Below are 15,665 nucleotides of genomic sequence, written 5' to 3' on the forward strand. Positions count from 1 at the left end.
CGAACAAGGCCAATCGCTCCAAGTTGATAACGCTCTTGCAAGCACACCATAACAATTTCAAAAACAGGGTCATGCACATGCCTTCATATACTGTTTCTCCCCGCCTCCGTCGCCGCCCTGTTGGCTACTCAGCCTTGGGTCGAGCACCGATCAATGCTCCTCTATCAGCCGTATTGGTAGAAACGCGTATCGGATCGGCTTCAGCCTGATTAAAATCCAGCGCCCACGTAATCGGCTCCTGCGGCGTAACCGCCGTTGTAGAGCACTGCGGCCTTTTGCCGGCCACGATTCGAGACGCTTTCACAGTTGGCTTTTATAGCCTGATTCAGGGCCACTTGCCTGAATCCTGGAACGGACGGCTTAACCATGATTCACACACACTCTGCTGCCAAGACGGCTAACGTCGCTCATCCGCATGCCAGCATGGGCGAGAAAATCCGCGGCGCCATGGCCGTCGGCAAGGTTCGCTGGGGCATGCTCGCGCTGGTATTTTTTGCGACCACGCTTAACTACATCGACCGCGCTGCCCTTGGCGTGATGCAACCCATTCTGGCCAAGGAAATGGGCTGGACGGCGATGGATTACGCCAATATCAACTTCTGGTTTCAGGTCGGTTACGCCGCAGGTTTCCTTTTGCAGGGCCGCTTCATTGACCGAGTCGGTGTGAAACGTGCGTTCTTCCTCGCCGTGCTGCTGTGGAGCGTCGCCACGGGCGCCCATGGTCTGGCGACTTCAGCCACAGGCTTCATGATCTGCCGATTCATTCTTGGCCTGACCGAAGCGGCCAACTATCCGGCATGCGTCAAGACCACCCGCTTGTGGTTCCCCGCAGGTGAGCGAGCCATTGCCACCGGCATATTCAACGCCGGGACCAACGTCGGCGCGATGCTCACCCCTGCGCTGCTGCCATTCATCCTGACCATCTGGGGCTGGCAAGCCGCGTTCGTCAGCATGGGCCTGCTCGGTCTGTTCTGGGTCGGGACCTGGCGTCTGAAGTACTACAACCCGGAAGATCACCCAAGCGTCAGCCAGACCGAACTGGATTACATCAACCAGAACCCTGAGCCTGAGCCGGTCAAAGTACCTTTCTCGCACATCCTCAAGATGCGCGGCACATGGGCGTTCGCCATTGCTTACTCGCTGACGGCTCCAGTGTTCTGGTTCTATCTGTACTGGTTGCCACCGTTTCTCAATCAGCAATACAACCTCGGTATCAGCGTCACCCAGATGGGCATCCCGTTGATTCTGATCTGGCTGACTGCTGACTTCGGCAGCATCGGCGGCGGCATTCTCTCGTCCTGGCTGATTGGCCGAGGCATGCGCGCCACCACGGCCCGCTTGCTGTCGATGCTGATATTTGCGATCACCATCTGCAGCGTGATATTTGCCGCCAATGCCAGCGGGCTCTGGATCGCGGTACTGGCGATCTCCCTCGCGGTGGGTGCGCATCAGGCCTGGACTGCCAATATCTGGAGTCTGGTCATGGACTACACGCCCAAACACCTGATGAGTACTGTGTTCGGCTTCGGCGGCATGTGCGCGGCGATTGGCGGGATGTTCATGACCCAGATCGTCGGTGCCGTACTGACCGCGACCAACAACAACTACAGCGTGTTGTTCACCATGATCCCGGCGATGTACTTCATTGCGCTGACCTGGATGTACTTCATGGCCCCGCGCAAGGTCGAATCAATCAAGGACTAAACCCCGCGCAATAAAAATCAGGCCGCTTGCTCACAAGCGGCCTTTTTTTGCCTTGTGGAAACATCCGACAAAACTTTCCCTCAGACAAAACTTACAAAAGAGCTGGATATACACCTGCCTGATCAGGGAAGCTTGGCGCCCGCTGATGACGCCGTCTTCGTATCAGTGGCCAGAAGCTATACCCGCGAACGGATTCCAGGAGCAATCAATGCCGGCGATACGCTGGACCAGCCTGACCTTACTGACCCTCGGTTACTGCATTGCCCTGAGCTTTGGCTACCTCAGCCTGCCCGCGGCAGTGACATTCGGCCTGCTGGTCATGGCGGGTATCTGCGTGACGCAGTTCAGTCAACGAGTGGTGATTTGCTTCGGTCATGGGCTGTTTATAATCCTGGCGCTGGCGCTGGCCATCCACTGGCTTCCCGGCTTTTTTAGTGAGCGGGTCATCGCAGCTCAGCGCTTCTCGCCCGAAGCGGCTCCGTTTTCGATGTACTTCAATCTGGACAAACCGCTGACAGGCTTCTGGGTCTTATTGGTCTGCCCATGGTTGTTACCGGCGATCCCTGCGCGGCAGGCATTAAAAACCGCAGTGCTGACCCTGCTCGGCACCAGTGCGGTGTGCATGACATTGGCAGTGCTGCTGGGCGTTACCGGCTGGTCTCCCAAGTGGCCGGCACAAAGTACGCTGTGGTTGCTGAACAACCTGCTGCTGGTCACCCTCACCGAAGAACTGTTCTTTCGTGTTTATCTGCAAGGCGGGCTGCAACGCCTGCTCCAGCGTCTGCCCTACGCCTCTGCGCTGGCGCTCTGTATAGCATCGTTGCTGTTCGGCCTGGCTCATCTGGGTGGCGGATGGCAATGGGCGCTGCTCGCGGGAATCGCTGGCATAGGCTACGGTCTTGCCTACCGCTTTGGCGGTTTGCAGGCAGCAGTGGCGACCCATTTCGGTTTGAATCTGGTGCACTTCAGCCTGTTCGCATACCCGATGTTTGATCGCTGAGTAAACGATTGGCGTCAATGACTAGCCAGTCATTTCGTAAATCAGCTCAACAATTGGGTATTTTTGTCGATAACGTCACAAAGCCCCAGCGGATCGGACAGCTCATGCGTAATAACCAGCCCATCACTCAACGCGAACGGACATTTCCTGCACAACAGCGTTTGATTTCCACTACAGATGCCCGTGGCGTGATCACTTACTGCAACGACGCCTTCGTCGAAATCAGTGGTTTCTCTCGGGAAGAACTGCTCAACGCTCCCCACAATACCGTTCGCCACCCCGACGTGCCGCCAGCGGTTTTCGAGCATATGTGGAGCACGCTCAAGCAAGGCCTGCCGTGGATGGGCATCGTCAAAAACCGCAGTAAAAATGGTGACCATTACTGGGTCAACGCCTACGTAACGCCGATGTTCGAAAACCAGAAAGTTGTAGGGTTCGAATCGGTGCGGGTCAAACCGACTGCGGAACAGATCAAACGCGCCGAGGCGTTGTACAGCCGCCTTAACAATGGCAAATCAGCGATTCCAAACCGCGACAAATGGCTGCCGGTGCTGCAGGACTGGCTGCCGTTCATTCTGGTCAGCCAGCTCAGTTTCCTGATCGGCGTATGGCTTAACACCAGTTGGGGCTTTGCTCTCGCTGCAGGTTTGTCGGTGCCTTTGGGCCTGCTGGGCCTGACTTGGCAACAGCGTGGCATCAAGCGCTTGCTGCGTCTGGCCGAACAGACCACTTCCGATCCGCTGATTGCTCAGATGTACACCGATAGCCGTGGCCCGCAGGCCCGCCTGGAAATGTCGATCCTTAGCCAGGAAGCGCGTTTGAAAACCTGCCTGACGCGCTTGCAGGATACTGCCGAGCAACTGACCGGGCAGGCGCGCCAGTCCAACAGCCTCGCTAACTCTAGCTCCAGCGGCCTGGAACGTCAGCGCGTCGAGACTGAACAAGTCGCCACCGCCATCAATCAGATGGCCAACACGACCCAGGAAGTCGCCAGCCACGTGCAGCGCACCGCTGACGCCACTCAGCAAGCCAACCAGTTGACCCGTCGCGGCCGCGATATCGCCGGGGAAACCCGCGAAGCCATTCAACGGCTGTCGAGGGCTGTTGGCGAAACCGGCCTGACGGTTACCCAACTGGCTCAAGACAGCAATGAAATCGGCGGCGTCGTCGATGTGATCAAGGGCATCGCCGACCAGACCAACCTGCTGGCGCTCAATGCCGCCATCGAAGCGGCGCGTGCCGGGGAAATGGGTCGCGGCTTCGCCGTAGTGGCCGATGAAGTTCGCCAACTGGCGCAGCGCACCACCGAATCCACCGGACAGATCCACGGCCTGATCGCCAAACTGCAGAGCACTGCCAACGCTGCCGTGCAAACCATGAACACCGGCCATCGTCAGGCGGAAGAAGGTGTCGCCAAGGTTCTGGAAGCCGACGAAGCCCTGATCGGCATCAGCGAAGCGGTCGCCAACATCACCGACATGACCACCCAGATCGCCGCCGCCACCGAGGAGCAAAGCTCGGTCGCCGAAGAGATCAGCCGCAACATCGCCACCATCGCAGACCTGGCCGACCAGACCTCCGATGAAGCACAACGCTCGGCCGTCCTGAGCGGCGAACTGACCGATACCGCCAACTCGCAGTACTCGCTGGTGGAACGTTTCAACCGTTGATTAATCTGCTTTATCGAAACCCCGGCAGGCGTGTTCTGGCGGGGTTTTTTATTGGCTATTGCAGCGTAAAGCGATGACTCCGGACTACAAAGTTAATGAAGTAGTTTGTAGGCAACTTCTGAAAGTAAATAGATAAGGTGTATTTGGTAGGATTTTGTGGTGCGCAGCGTTGACAGCCAGAACGGGTTCCGATTAGTTGATTTTTAGAGTTCAAGCTAAACAGATAACTGCTACCCAGTAGTTAATTTTTAGCCATGAATCCTGAAACCTTAACTACTTTTTGGTCACGACCAATACAGGCGTGACTTGGAGAACCGAAAAATGAGTACTTACATTAACAAAAGCGGAATCCCTACACCTTTCGTACCCGCCGCCGACCCGATTGACGGACTGCTACGGGTGAGCGGTTTAAATAGCCCCATTGATGTAGAAATCAGACTCTGGGAAGGAGTACGACCCGGTTACTACATGCAACTGATGCTAAATGGAGAATTGACAGGCCCAATCTGGACCATGACTGACGCCGATAAACCAGGAGATATTGTATCTATGATGCTCTCCCCGGAAAACCTGCTTAACGAAGGTGTTTACAGCTTAGGTTTGAGGGCCACCAATGATAAGAGTCTTGTCAGTAACGACTCTTCAACCACATTGCTAATCGTTGACCGCAAACCAGCGGGAGGTGCACTGCTCGCACCCGCGATGTTCGCAAACGTAAGCTTTGGAGATTACGTGAAAGCGAAAATCCCAGGTTACGCAGGCATGGAGCCCGGCGACTTGATCCAGACCGTCTGCAACGGCACGCAAGGGCCTACCCACCGAGTACTGCCTGAAAACCTGACAACCACGCCTGTCGAAATCTCATTCACTCAGGAATTTCTCGAGGGCTTGTTCAGCGACAGAGTCAATATTACTTACCACGTAACGGACCGGGCAGGTAACCGCTCTATTCTGGCGCAGTCAGTTGAGCTGACAATGCAACATTAATAAAACACGCATCACTCACTTGAATAGGAAAACAAAAATCCTGCACGCATTTGCGTGCGGGATTTTTATTACCAGTTCGCATGAAATTTCCGCACCCAAGAACACACTTCACAAAACACAAATAATTGCCATTACTCCGAACGGTATTAGCTGTTATTCAGAATCGTCCGACTTGACCTTACAAACGCAACACACTCTAATACACCACGAATGCCATGGAGGCCCAGCCGCAAGCAGATAACCATTGAAACCCATCTGTCATTCAGGACGAAACAAGATGAACAAAGAGTTCACAGTTACAGCACCATTAGACCCAACGGTTATCGTAGACCCGTACAGTGTTCAACCCTCTCTAACTGAATCGGGCCACCCCTTGAAATTAAAAATCGTACCCATCAACCCACTTCCTGAAGTTACGGACTCCACTGTGTCAATACAGCATCCCGAGCTGAATATTTCCCGACATTTGAAAGCCCCCAAGCTGTCGCACGTCAAGCCTAATACCGTGACCTACGAACAGGCTCACGCCGGTGTCGATGTCAATATTCCCGGCTCGGACAAAATGCGCCTCGGCGATATTCTGATGTTCTATTGGGGCCAGAACAAATCCTCGACGCAGATTCACTTACGTACTATCACCAAGGACAGCACAGTACGCGTCCTGTGTGTCAGCTACGAACTCATCGCTCATCTGCAGTATGGTCTGGTGGACGTTTACTACGAGGTACATCGCGATCAGTACCTGATTGGCACCTCTCCGGCAGTACGCGTCACGGTCAATCGCGAGCCGGCACCTCTCAAACAAAGAAAACAACGGGGCAGTCCGACAGATGCGGCCTGAGATGCCATAAAAAATAAAACCCCCGACGATTGCTCGCCGGGGGTAATACAGGAACGTGACTCCGCTCCAGCAGAGTCAGGCCATATCAAGCACTCTCAAACACTGCCGATCAAAACGCGAACTTCAAACCCACATTTGCGCCCCATGGCTGCTCGACCCGATTGCCGTTCATGTAATCGAAATCGGCATGCAATTGCAGACGTTCAGACAAGGACACCGAAATCCCCGCCCCCACTTCCGCCCGGGAGCCGGACAACTCGTTGTCGAAACGCGTGGAGTTGACCTTGACCTCGTTATCTCGGGAAAACTCATGAGCAGCCGCCAACCGCAGGTAAGGTCGCACCACACCGCCATCCTTGAGGGGGATGCTGCGCCCTGCCGATGCCCCGACCTTGGCCTGTACCGATTGAGTCTGGTTATTGCGAGCCTGCATACCGTTATCCAGCGCATAGCTGTCACCTTTAACCCACACGCTGGAAAACTGCGCATAGGGTTCGATGAAATAACCCTCGGCAAAGCGAATGTTTCTGCCGAACTCCAGCGATCCTCCGAGACCGGTGCTCTGGTAATTACCCTTGGCCTTGGCGCCATCACTCATCGCCACTTTGGATTCGTTGCGGAACCGGTTGAGCTTGAGCACAGCGTCCAGGTAATAGCCGTCGTCCAGCAACCAGGTACCATACCCGCCGACGTAGTAACTGCCGATCTTGCCACTGGTACCTTGCCCAATCGCCAGATCGTTTTTGCTGTAGCCGACCATCAAGCCCAATGACAACTGCCCGAGGCTCACTGGCAGCGGAGCGTCAGCACCCAAGGTCAAGCCGCTCTGATTGTTCCGATACTCAACCCCATCGCCGGTGCTGGCATTGAATCGGCTGCCATAAGCCCGCATCCATCCACCACCCTGTTCATGACCGCGCACCTCGCCGATACGGCTACGCAACGTGCTCAACTCACTGTTCCAGATGTTCGGAGCCGCGTTGAACAGCGCCAGCACACTTTGAGTCGACGGGCTGATGCCTCGGCCCGAGCCGACGATAAACCAGTCATCGCCCTGCTGCTCCAGTTCATAGGAGTACACCCCCAGATCCGCGCGCCCGCCCAAAAGACTGAACTGCGCATCGCCCCCGTCGGTGTCCACCAGCAGTAACCGCTGCATATCTGGGTCGACCACCTCAACACCCGTGTTTTTCAAGCGCAAACCGTGATTTCCAGTGGCCTGACCCTCGACTCGCAACAAATCACCCTGACGGTCATCCAGATTGACCCGCATATCAAAGGTCCCGCGACCCGAAAGCTCACCCAGGGTAAGCGTCTTGAACGCTCCCTCACCAAAACTCACCCGCCCGCCCCTCATCGCCAGCGACTTCACCTGATTGCTATCCGCCAGCGTCCAGCCAGCACCGGAATTGATCGCCAACGTGTTGCTGTTGATGATATTGCCGGTGAGCTGGGCGTTGCGTTGCAGGGTGACGTTCAGGGTGCTGGTGGTGTCGGCGACGAGGTTGCCGTTGAGGGTGCTGTTGTCGACATTGAAGTTGGTCAACCCGGTACCTTTTACATCCAGCACAACGCCGTTGCCAGAGATGAGTTCAGAACCATTGCGGATAGCAAGATCAGTCGTGCCGCCATCGGCGTCGATAGCAATTGCAGGCCCTTCCAGACCTCTGATAACAGAACCATCAACCGATACCACATTATCGAAATCGAGCAAATCCTGGCGATCATCCTTGATTTTAAGACCTTGATGGAGACCTTCAACGTAGCTGGCCCCGCTTATCGCAAGGGTGCCTCCAGTCACCCTCACTCCTTCGCCGAAAGTATCTCTTTCAGGAATAATTATTTCGCCAATACCTGTGACTTTAGACGCGTGCAAAGTGACGACACCTTCAGGCCCCACCACAACCCCCGTACCAACCCCAGATACGGTACTGCCCATGACGTTGACCGTTGAGCCGCCATCCCAATTGCCCGGACTTTTATTAGCGGTGGCACTTAATCCTGTACCTACTTCGTTGCGGATTATACTGTCTCGAACTGTTGCAGTTCCATTTGAGAGAAACAAGCCATTCATTACAGCACTGGAGCTAATATTCACCCGACCAAATTTGACAGTTATCGACTTCAGTCTAGCCCCAGCGGAAACATTCAAGACGCCTCCTTGTCTCACAAGATAGTCGTCTGACGCCACCCCCCCTACGACGTTCTCAATTCGGTCATCAATCACGATGGCTTTCACCGGCGCTCCGTTGACCGTTATCTCTTCACTTATTGTCGGAACGTTCCTGAACTCATCCACTTGCTCTTTGGAATAACCCGCTGGAATCGCAGCGTAGACTTCTGAGTTCTCACCCACAAAAATTGCCAAAGCGCCAAAAGCACAAATCGGTATGGACCTTTTACCCTGTTGCATAAAACTTCCTTCACATCAGTAAAGGCTCATTCTCAAACATCGCAATCAAACCAGCCCCCAACATCCATTCATGAAAATGTCGGACGTAACTTAAATAGCTGCGCGAAAAGTACTACGGACTACAAAAATTTGTAGGACGTGCATTTCAATTTGTTTCAAGCCGCAAAAGTCAAAAAATAATTCAACAAATATATACTTCACCTATTGACAGCGATTCAGAAACCCGATTAGTTAAAAATGGAGATACGGGCTAACACCCCACCTCAAACCTTCGCAGGAAACGCATCAAACCTGTGACATTACAACCGCCTTAGCGGACTTGAACTTGCGCTCATTTAATTAGCGTGAGCACTGATAACTATTATCTAAAGAGACGTACCATGAATACTTCAAAGAAATTTCCTACAATTAACTTTCCACGTACCTTCCGTGCCGTCTCGCCAGAATTGGCAGCACCGTTTGTACCCGCCGCGTTCCATGATGATGATAATGAAGGCCTGTTACCGATTGACAAGCTGGACCTGCCGATCAAGGTCGAGTTTAAGGCGTGGGATGCTGTAAACCGCGGCGACACCTACCAGCTTTTTTGGAATGGTGCCATAAAGGGTGAACTCAAAACCATTGATGACGAACAACCGGGTGATGATCTTGTACTGGAAATTCCGGTAGACAGTCTGGTTGAAGGCGTCCACTCCCTGAGGTACCAAACGACCAACGTCGAGAATGATGTCGAGGAGCAGTCTCTTCATACTCGGGTCGAAGTCGACCTCACTCCCCCTGGTCGTCCTCAGCTAGGGCCGGTCAAGCTCCCACCTGAGGTTGATGGTGGATTGACCTCCGCAGAGCTCAGCCAATTGGGCGACAAGCTGGATGTCGAAATTGGCAGCTACACCGGAATGGCCAAGCACGACGAGGTGCGAACGTTCTGGGGCGATGTCGAAGGGCCGGGCGCGGTTGTAACCGCCGACGATATGGGCCTGCGACGTGTGATCATTACCTATACCAAGGAGTTTCTGGAAAGCCTGGGCAGCTTCAATGGCATCGTGAGTTACTCGGTCACCGACCGCGCAGGTAACACCTCAGCGCGCTCATTGGGGGTGCTGGTTCGTCTGTTGCTGGAGGAAATCCCGAATGACTTTCCTGCGCCGATTATCGACCCAGCCCTAGGCGGTCTCATCGACTACGCGGAAGCCAAAGCTGGCGTCAATGTGGATATTCCGCGCTACCCAGATGCCGCAGCACTGGACTTGATCGTCCTGCATTGGGGAGATGGAAACTCCTCACCGCCGCTACCCCTGCCTGCTGGCAACGAAGATGAGGATATCGTTCTCTCGATCACGGTCCCTTATGAAACCATCGCGGTCATTCCGGAAGGTCGCCCCAACGTCACGTATGAAGTACTGCGTGCTGGGCAGAGTATTGGCAGTTCGCTGATCAGTAACGTTGATGTATTTCTGACGCTCCCTGTTTCCGAGCAACTGGATGTACCCGTTATTCAGGGCACCAGCATTACCAATCCGAATATGAAGGACAACTTCATTGATGAGGACGACTATGAACTAAATGCTCGAGCCATCGTGAAATGGAAGTCAGACTTCAGGATCAGCGATGACCTGAACTTGAACTGGGGTCAGGAGGTAATTCCTCAGTGGTATCAAATCAAAGACACTGATGTGACGGCTCAACGCGACCTGATTATCCCTATCCCCAACTTGATTGTAAAAACCCAGGGCACTGGGGCAGCGATCCCAGTTCGGTACAGCGTGACTCGCTTTGGCAACCCGAATCCGGCGAACTCACTCGCTCAAGATGTTGTGGTTCGTTCGAAAGAAGAAACACCCGGCGGGATCGATGGTCTTGATGGCCCGACATTTATCACTAATGCCGGCGGTGTGGTAGGCCCTATTGAAAATCCAGATGGAGCGCCTGTAACAATCGTACCTTATGTGAATATTCTGCGACATCAGATCATTCAGTTTACGTTTATTGCTTTTGATAATGACAACAATCCTCTGGAAGCGGCTAATTATCAGGACGAACGAGAGCTTGATGCCAACGATGTGGTCAACGGGTATACGTTTAAAGTGCCCGCGACCAACCTCAAACTCATTTGTCGAGGTTATGGCGAGGCTCACTTTAAAGTTATTCCTCCAGAAGAAAGTAATCAAAGCCCGGCCACCTCTCGCACCACTCGGGTTCGCATCAACATGAGCAAGCCTTCGTCGGCGTGTAGCTGGCGGAGCTGATACACCCTCTGTTTTCACCCACTCTCGCGTTAGCGGGAGTGGCCTCAACAATAAAACATGGACGAAAATAAAATGTATAACGCAAACACTGTATCAACCATCAACATCCTGGCAGGAGACAGCAACCTCGTTCCTCCAACTGTCGATATCAGCCTGAACAGCGACGGCCTCCTGCCTGTTAGTGCACTGGCAACACCTGTCACTGTTACTTTCCCGGCCTGGTCTGCTGTCGTTCCCAATACCAGTTACAGGCTGCTATGGGACAAAACTCCGATTGGTGTAACCAAGTTAATTAACGAGGATGACAGACCGGGCGATATTCTAACGCTGGAAATTCCCGTCTCCGCATTGACCGAAGGTAAACACAGCCTGGCTTACCGCTTAGTCAATCTGGAGAATGGCGTACAGACTGACTCTCCTATGTCGCCTGTCGAAATCGACCGCACCGCCCCCGGCAATCCCCTCCTCGCCCCCATCATCTTCCCGGTCGCAATCCAGAACGGCCTGACCTCAGCCGAACTGGAGGCCTTGGGAAACAAATTGCCCGGAAAGATCGCAAGCTATGGCGACATGAAAGAGGGTGATGTGATCCGCACTTACTGGGGCACTGTCGAAGGGCCTGTGGCAATCGTCGGCCGGGATGACATGGGCCTGCAGCGGGTCATGGTGGATTTCTCTCGGGAGTTTCTGGAGAACATTGGTGATATCGAAGCACCGGTTTTCTATAGCGTGACCGATCTGGCGGGCAATCTTTCGGCGAATGCCCAGGCGGTAAAGGTCAAGCTGCAACTTCGGGTATTGCCTGAGCTGCCGTTGCCGGTGGTGAAGGAAGCCAATGGCGATACGCTTGATCCGGTGAACGCAACGCAGGGCGCGACGGTTGTCGTAAGTACCTTTGCGCAGCTGGCGCGCGGTGATCGGGTTGAAGTGCAGTGGCGCGGCCCCAACGCAAGCGATAGCAAGGAAAAGACGATTACCGATGCCGACGCAGGCAAGGACCTGGAGATGCTGTTCTCGGCCACCTTGGTCGAGGCAAATAAAGGGCAGACAGTGTCGATCTCTTATGACGTTCTGCGCGCCAACGGCAGTGCACAGACTTCGGGAACCCTATTGCTGAAAATCCAGGGAGCCCCCACCCGCCTCCCCGCCCCAACCATGGACACAGTCGGCCCTGACGGCCTGCTCACCCCTTCGCATATCCCCGAGTCCGGTGCCACGGTGCGAGTGAGTTACACAGACATGAGCAGCGGCGACAGTGTGGTGGCCACCTGGGAAGGCGCAACCCGCTACGACACACCTGCGCAGGTGATCGGAGGCAATGCACAGTTGCAGTTCAACATTCCCAAAGCCTTTATTACCCAGAGTATCGGCAGTTCGGCGAGCGTGACCTATACCGTGACGCGGGCCGGGACGGCGGTGGTTTCAGCGCCGCTATGGCTACGGGTTCAACAGGGCATGAACTTCGACACGTCGCCTGTAAGCCTGAGCGGCAAGATTTATCTGATTCCGGGCAGCCCGGATGTGTTGCCGACTTTCCCGGCGGGTACCACGGTGCGGCGCATTGCCAGCGGCGGGCAGGCACCTTATGTCTATCGCTCCAGTGATGCCTTGATCGCTCATGTGGATGAGAACGGGCTGACTTCGGTACGTGGCAACGGCACTGCAAGCATTTCGGTGACCGATGCACTCGGCGAAACCAAAAGCTACCCGGTTACGGTCAGTGGCGTCATTCAATGCATGGGACTGGGCTCTGGCAAATATGCACAGATGACTGCTGCGGCTGCGGGTAAGGGCGCGCGCATCCCGTCGATTGACGAGCTGAACCAGATCTTCAACACCTACGGCAATCGCTGGCCTATGGGTAATGCGCTGTACTGGTCGTCCACGGTGGCGGCGCAGAATCTGGTCGGCATGAAGTGGTACCTGATCAAAAACCTGGTAACTGGCGCGAATTTTAAGGTGCTTGAGCACAGCATCAGCCTGGGCGTGTGCATTCGCTGATACGCGACGCCGACTAGCGCACTCACAGATCAACGCATTCTCAGGGCATCGCACGCCGTGCGATGCCCTTCATCCCCACCCCGCATAGCTGCTCAGCAAGGAGCACGTCCATGAGCGCTTCCGCAATATCTCGTAAACCGCGGATTAACCCGCCAACCTGCGTGGGCAATTTTCAGGCCCTGATCAATCAACAACCTTTGACGGTGTCATCCCTGCTGGCCTGTCTGACCTTGCGCCCCGAGCTGTCGGCGGTGCCCCGGCAATGGATCTGGAAGGTGATCGCCGCTGGCAGGATCGGACGCAAGCAAGCCAGTATTGGTCTGTTTTTTGATCTGGACCTTCCTCTGGGCACCCATGATCTGCTCGCCAATGAGCAGATCAAGGTGGTCTACAACCAGGCGCCGAACAGCCAGAACATCATTTATCACTCGGGGCATATCCAGGCCGGACACCTGACTCTGCTTGAAGTCGATGTCAGCACTAAATGCCTGAAAGGAAAGTTCGGCTTCAGCATCTCGGCCGTCGATTTCGCCGTGACTGACGGTGAATTCGATCTGCACTGCCAACCGGCTTAACTCAACAAATCCACTATACGGCTCGCGGTGTTGGCCAGACACTCGTCATAGCTGATACCTGCCGACTTCAGGGGTTTGAGGTCATGGTTGGCGGCGGGAATCCACAGCATGTCGATTGCGGGGGACAGCGTGTAACCCTCGACGGCCTCCTTGTTACCCAGCGCATCGCGCTCGCCCTGCACGATCAACGTCCGCGCGTGCAAATCAGCGAGGTGCGCAACCCGGGGCTTTTCGGGTTTGCCTGCCGCATAGAACGGATAACCCAGACACACCAATGCGTCCACTTGCAGTTCATCGGCAATCAGGCTGGCCATACGTCCGCCCATGGACTTGCCGCCAATGGCCAGACTTCCCGTGACATGAGGTCGCACAGCGGCATACACCTGACGCCAGCAGTCCAATAGTTGCGCCTGCGGATTAGGCGGTCGACGACGTCCGTCGACCCGGCGCTGCGCCATGTAGGGAAACTCGAAGCGCAACACGTTGACGCCTTTGGCAGCAAGGCGCGCCGCCATATCGCTCATGAATTCGCTGTCCATCGGCGCACCCGCCCCATGGGCCAGGATCAATGTCGCCGCAGCGCCGTGGTGCTTGCCCTGCTGCTCTTTAAGCGCCTGATTCCATAACCAGCCGTGTTCTTTTGCCAGTTGCGCGCATTGATCTTCGTCAATACAGGCATTTTGCCCAGTGCTCATGCTTGCCTCGCTTTTGATGAGTCTGCCAATAACCAGAGCTAAACCTGCGCGTAGCGCCCCGACCTAGCTGGATGGGAATTACAACTAAATGAACACAACTAACAGTACCGCCTACAACTATCAGGTGGTCCGCCAGTTCGTCATTATGACGGTGATCTGGGGGATTGTCGGGATGGGCCTCGGCGTCTTTCTTGCCGCCCAACTGGTCTGGCCTGAACTCAACTTCGATCTTCCCTGGACGAGCTTTGGTCGCTTGCGCCCGCTGCACACCAATGCGGTGATTTTCGCCTTCGGCGGCTGCGCGCTGTTTGCCAGCTCTTATTACTCGGTTCAGCGTACCTGTCAGACTCAACTATTCCTGCCAAAACTGGCGGCGTTCACCTTCTGGGGCTGGCAACTGGTGATTCTGCTGGCGGCAATTACCTTGCCGCTGGGTTACACCAGTTCCAAAGAGTACGCCGAGCTGGAATGGCCCATCGACATTCTGATCACTATTGTCTGGGTGGCCTACGCCATCGTGTTCTTTGGCACCGTGGCCAAACGCAACACCAAGCATATCTATGTCGGCAACTGGTTCTTCGGCGCATTCATCCTCACCGTTGCCGTGCTGCACATCGTCAATAACCTGGAACTGCCGGTCAGCCTGACCAAGTCCTACTCGCTGTATTCCGGCGCAACCGATGCCATGGTGCAGTGGTGGTACGGCCACAACGCGGTGGGTTTCTTCCTGACGGCAGGCTTCCTGGGGATGATGTACTACTTCGTGCCGAAACAGGCCGAGCGTCCGGTGTACTCCTATCGTTTGTCCATCGTGCACTTCTGGGCACTGATCACCCTGTACATCTGGGCCGGGCCACACCATTTGCACTACACCGCGCTGCCGGACTGGGCGCAATCGCTGGGCATGGTCATGTCGCTGATTCTGCTCGCGCCAAGCTGGGGCGGCATGATCAACGGCATGATGACCCTTTCAGGCGCCTGGCATAAGTTGCGCAGCGACCCGGTGCTGCGCTTTCTGGTGGTATCGCTGGCGTTCTACGGCATGTCGACCTTTGAAGGTCCGATGATGGCGATCAAGACCGTCAATGCTCTCTCCCACTACACCGACTGGACCATCGGCCACGTTCACGCCGGTGCTCTGGGCTGGGTCGCGATGATCTCCATCGGTGCGCTGTACCACATGATCCCGAAAGTCTTCGGCCGCCCGCAGATGCACAGCATCGGCCTGATCAATGCGCACTTCTGGCTCGCCACGATTGGCACCGTGCTCTACATCGCCTCGATGTGGGTCAACGGCATTACTCAAGGCCTGATGTGGCGGGCAATCAACGAAGACGGCACCTTGACCTACTCCTTCGTCGAAACACTGGTGGCCAGCCATCCCGGATTCATCGTGCGCCTGGCAGGCGGCGCGATCTTCCTGCTGGGCATGTTGCTGATGGCCTACAACACTTGGCGCACTGTCCGGGCCTCCAACCCCGTCGAAGCTGCCGCCGCCGCGCAGATGGCCTGAGGAGCTTGCTATGAAACACG

General features: G+C 55.3%; 11 protein-coding genes. 9 read left to right on the forward strand and 2 right to left on the reverse strand.

What is annotated here, in order from left to right:
• Nucleotides 1-366: 366 nt before the first annotated feature.
• The 5 genes from AUC60_RS10150 to AUC60_RS10170 all read left to right on the forward strand — a co-directional run bounded on the left by AUC60_RS10150 (nucleotide 367) and on the right by AUC60_RS10170 (nucleotide 6,202).
• Nucleotides 367-1,704: an MFS transporter gene (locus AUC60_RS10150; RefSeq protein ID WP_087266334.1), complete on the forward strand. Its 1,338-nt coding sequence runs from the start codon at nucleotides 367-369 to the stop codon at nucleotides 1,702-1,704.
• Nucleotides 1,705-1,912: 208 nt separating this feature from the next.
• On the forward strand, nucleotides 1,913-2,704 hold the full coding sequence (locus AUC60_RS10155) for a CPBP family intramembrane glutamic endopeptidase (RefSeq protein WP_087266336.1): 792 nt from the start codon (nucleotides 1,913-1,915) through the stop codon (nucleotides 2,702-2,704).
• A gap of 104 nt (nucleotides 2,705-2,808) precedes the next feature.
• Nucleotides 2,809-4,374, forward strand: coding sequence for a methyl-accepting chemotaxis protein (locus AUC60_RS10160; RefSeq protein WP_087266338.1), 1,566 nt, complete (start codon nucleotides 2,809-2,811; stop codon nucleotides 4,372-4,374).
• Between the two features lie 321 nt (nucleotides 4,375-4,695).
• On the forward strand, nucleotides 4,696-5,361 hold the full coding sequence (locus tag AUC60_RS10165; protein ID WP_238599549.1) for a hypothetical protein: 666 nt from the start codon (nucleotides 4,696-4,698) through the stop codon (nucleotides 5,359-5,361).
• Nucleotides 5,362-5,788: 427 nt separating this feature from the next.
• Nucleotides 5,789-6,202, forward strand: a complete 414-nt coding sequence (locus tag AUC60_RS10170; RefSeq protein WP_238599550.1) for a hypothetical protein — start codon at nucleotides 5,789-5,791, stop codon at nucleotides 6,200-6,202.
• A 109-nt stretch (nucleotides 6,203-6,311) separates the two neighbouring features.
• On the opposite strand, the gene AUC60_RS10175 is transcribed toward AUC60_RS10170, so the two are convergent.
• Nucleotides 6,312-8,141 carry an autotransporter outer membrane beta-barrel domain-containing protein gene (locus AUC60_RS10175; RefSeq protein ID WP_238599551.1) on the reverse strand — a complete coding sequence of 610 codons (1,830 nt, stop codon included), beginning with the start codon at nucleotides 8,139-8,141 and terminating at the stop codon, nucleotides 6,312-6,314.
• A gap of 854 nt (nucleotides 8,142-8,995) precedes the next feature.
• On the opposite strand from AUC60_RS10175, the gene AUC60_RS10180 reads away from it, so the two are divergent.
• The 3 genes from AUC60_RS10180 (at nucleotide 8,996) to AUC60_RS10190 (ending at nucleotide 13,437) form a co-directional block, all read left to right on the forward strand.
• Complete coding sequence (locus tag AUC60_RS10180; protein WP_238599552.1) at nucleotides 8,996-10,861, forward strand: hypothetical protein; 1,866 nt, start codon at nucleotides 8,996-8,998, stop codon at nucleotides 10,859-10,861.
• 72 nt (nucleotides 10,862-10,933) lie between these two features.
• Nucleotides 10,934-12,862: a hypothetical protein gene (locus AUC60_RS10185; protein ID WP_087266408.1), complete on the forward strand. Its 1,929-nt coding sequence runs from the start codon at nucleotides 10,934-10,936 to the stop codon at nucleotides 12,860-12,862.
• 110 nt (nucleotides 12,863-12,972) lie between these two features.
• Complete coding sequence (locus AUC60_RS10190; protein WP_087266343.1) at nucleotides 12,973-13,437, forward strand: hypothetical protein; 465 nt, start codon at nucleotides 12,973-12,975, stop codon at nucleotides 13,435-13,437.
• On the opposite strand, the gene AUC60_RS10195 is transcribed toward AUC60_RS10190, so the two are convergent.
• Entirely contained in the window at nucleotides 13,434-14,132 is a 699-nt protein-coding gene (locus AUC60_RS10195) for an alpha/beta family hydrolase (RefSeq protein WP_087266345.1), read from the reverse strand. The two genes, AUC60_RS10190 and AUC60_RS10195, sit on opposite strands and share 4 nt — an antisense overlap.
• A gap of 88 nt (nucleotides 14,133-14,220) precedes the next feature.
• Between AUC60_RS10195 and ccoN the strand changes: the two genes are divergently transcribed.
• Nucleotides 14,221-15,645 (forward strand): cytochrome-c oxidase, cbb3-type subunit I, encoded by a 1,425-nt coding sequence (gene ccoN, locus AUC60_RS10200; protein ID WP_087266347.1) that lies wholly within the window; start codon nucleotides 14,221-14,223, stop codon nucleotides 15,643-15,645.
• Nucleotides 15,646-15,665: the final 20 nt, after the last annotated feature.

Origin of the sequence: Pseudomonas caspiana, from assembly GCF_002158995.1 — a bacterium.
GTDB lineage: Bacteria > Pseudomonadota > Gammaproteobacteria > Pseudomonadales > Pseudomonadaceae > Aquipseudomonas > Aquipseudomonas caspiana.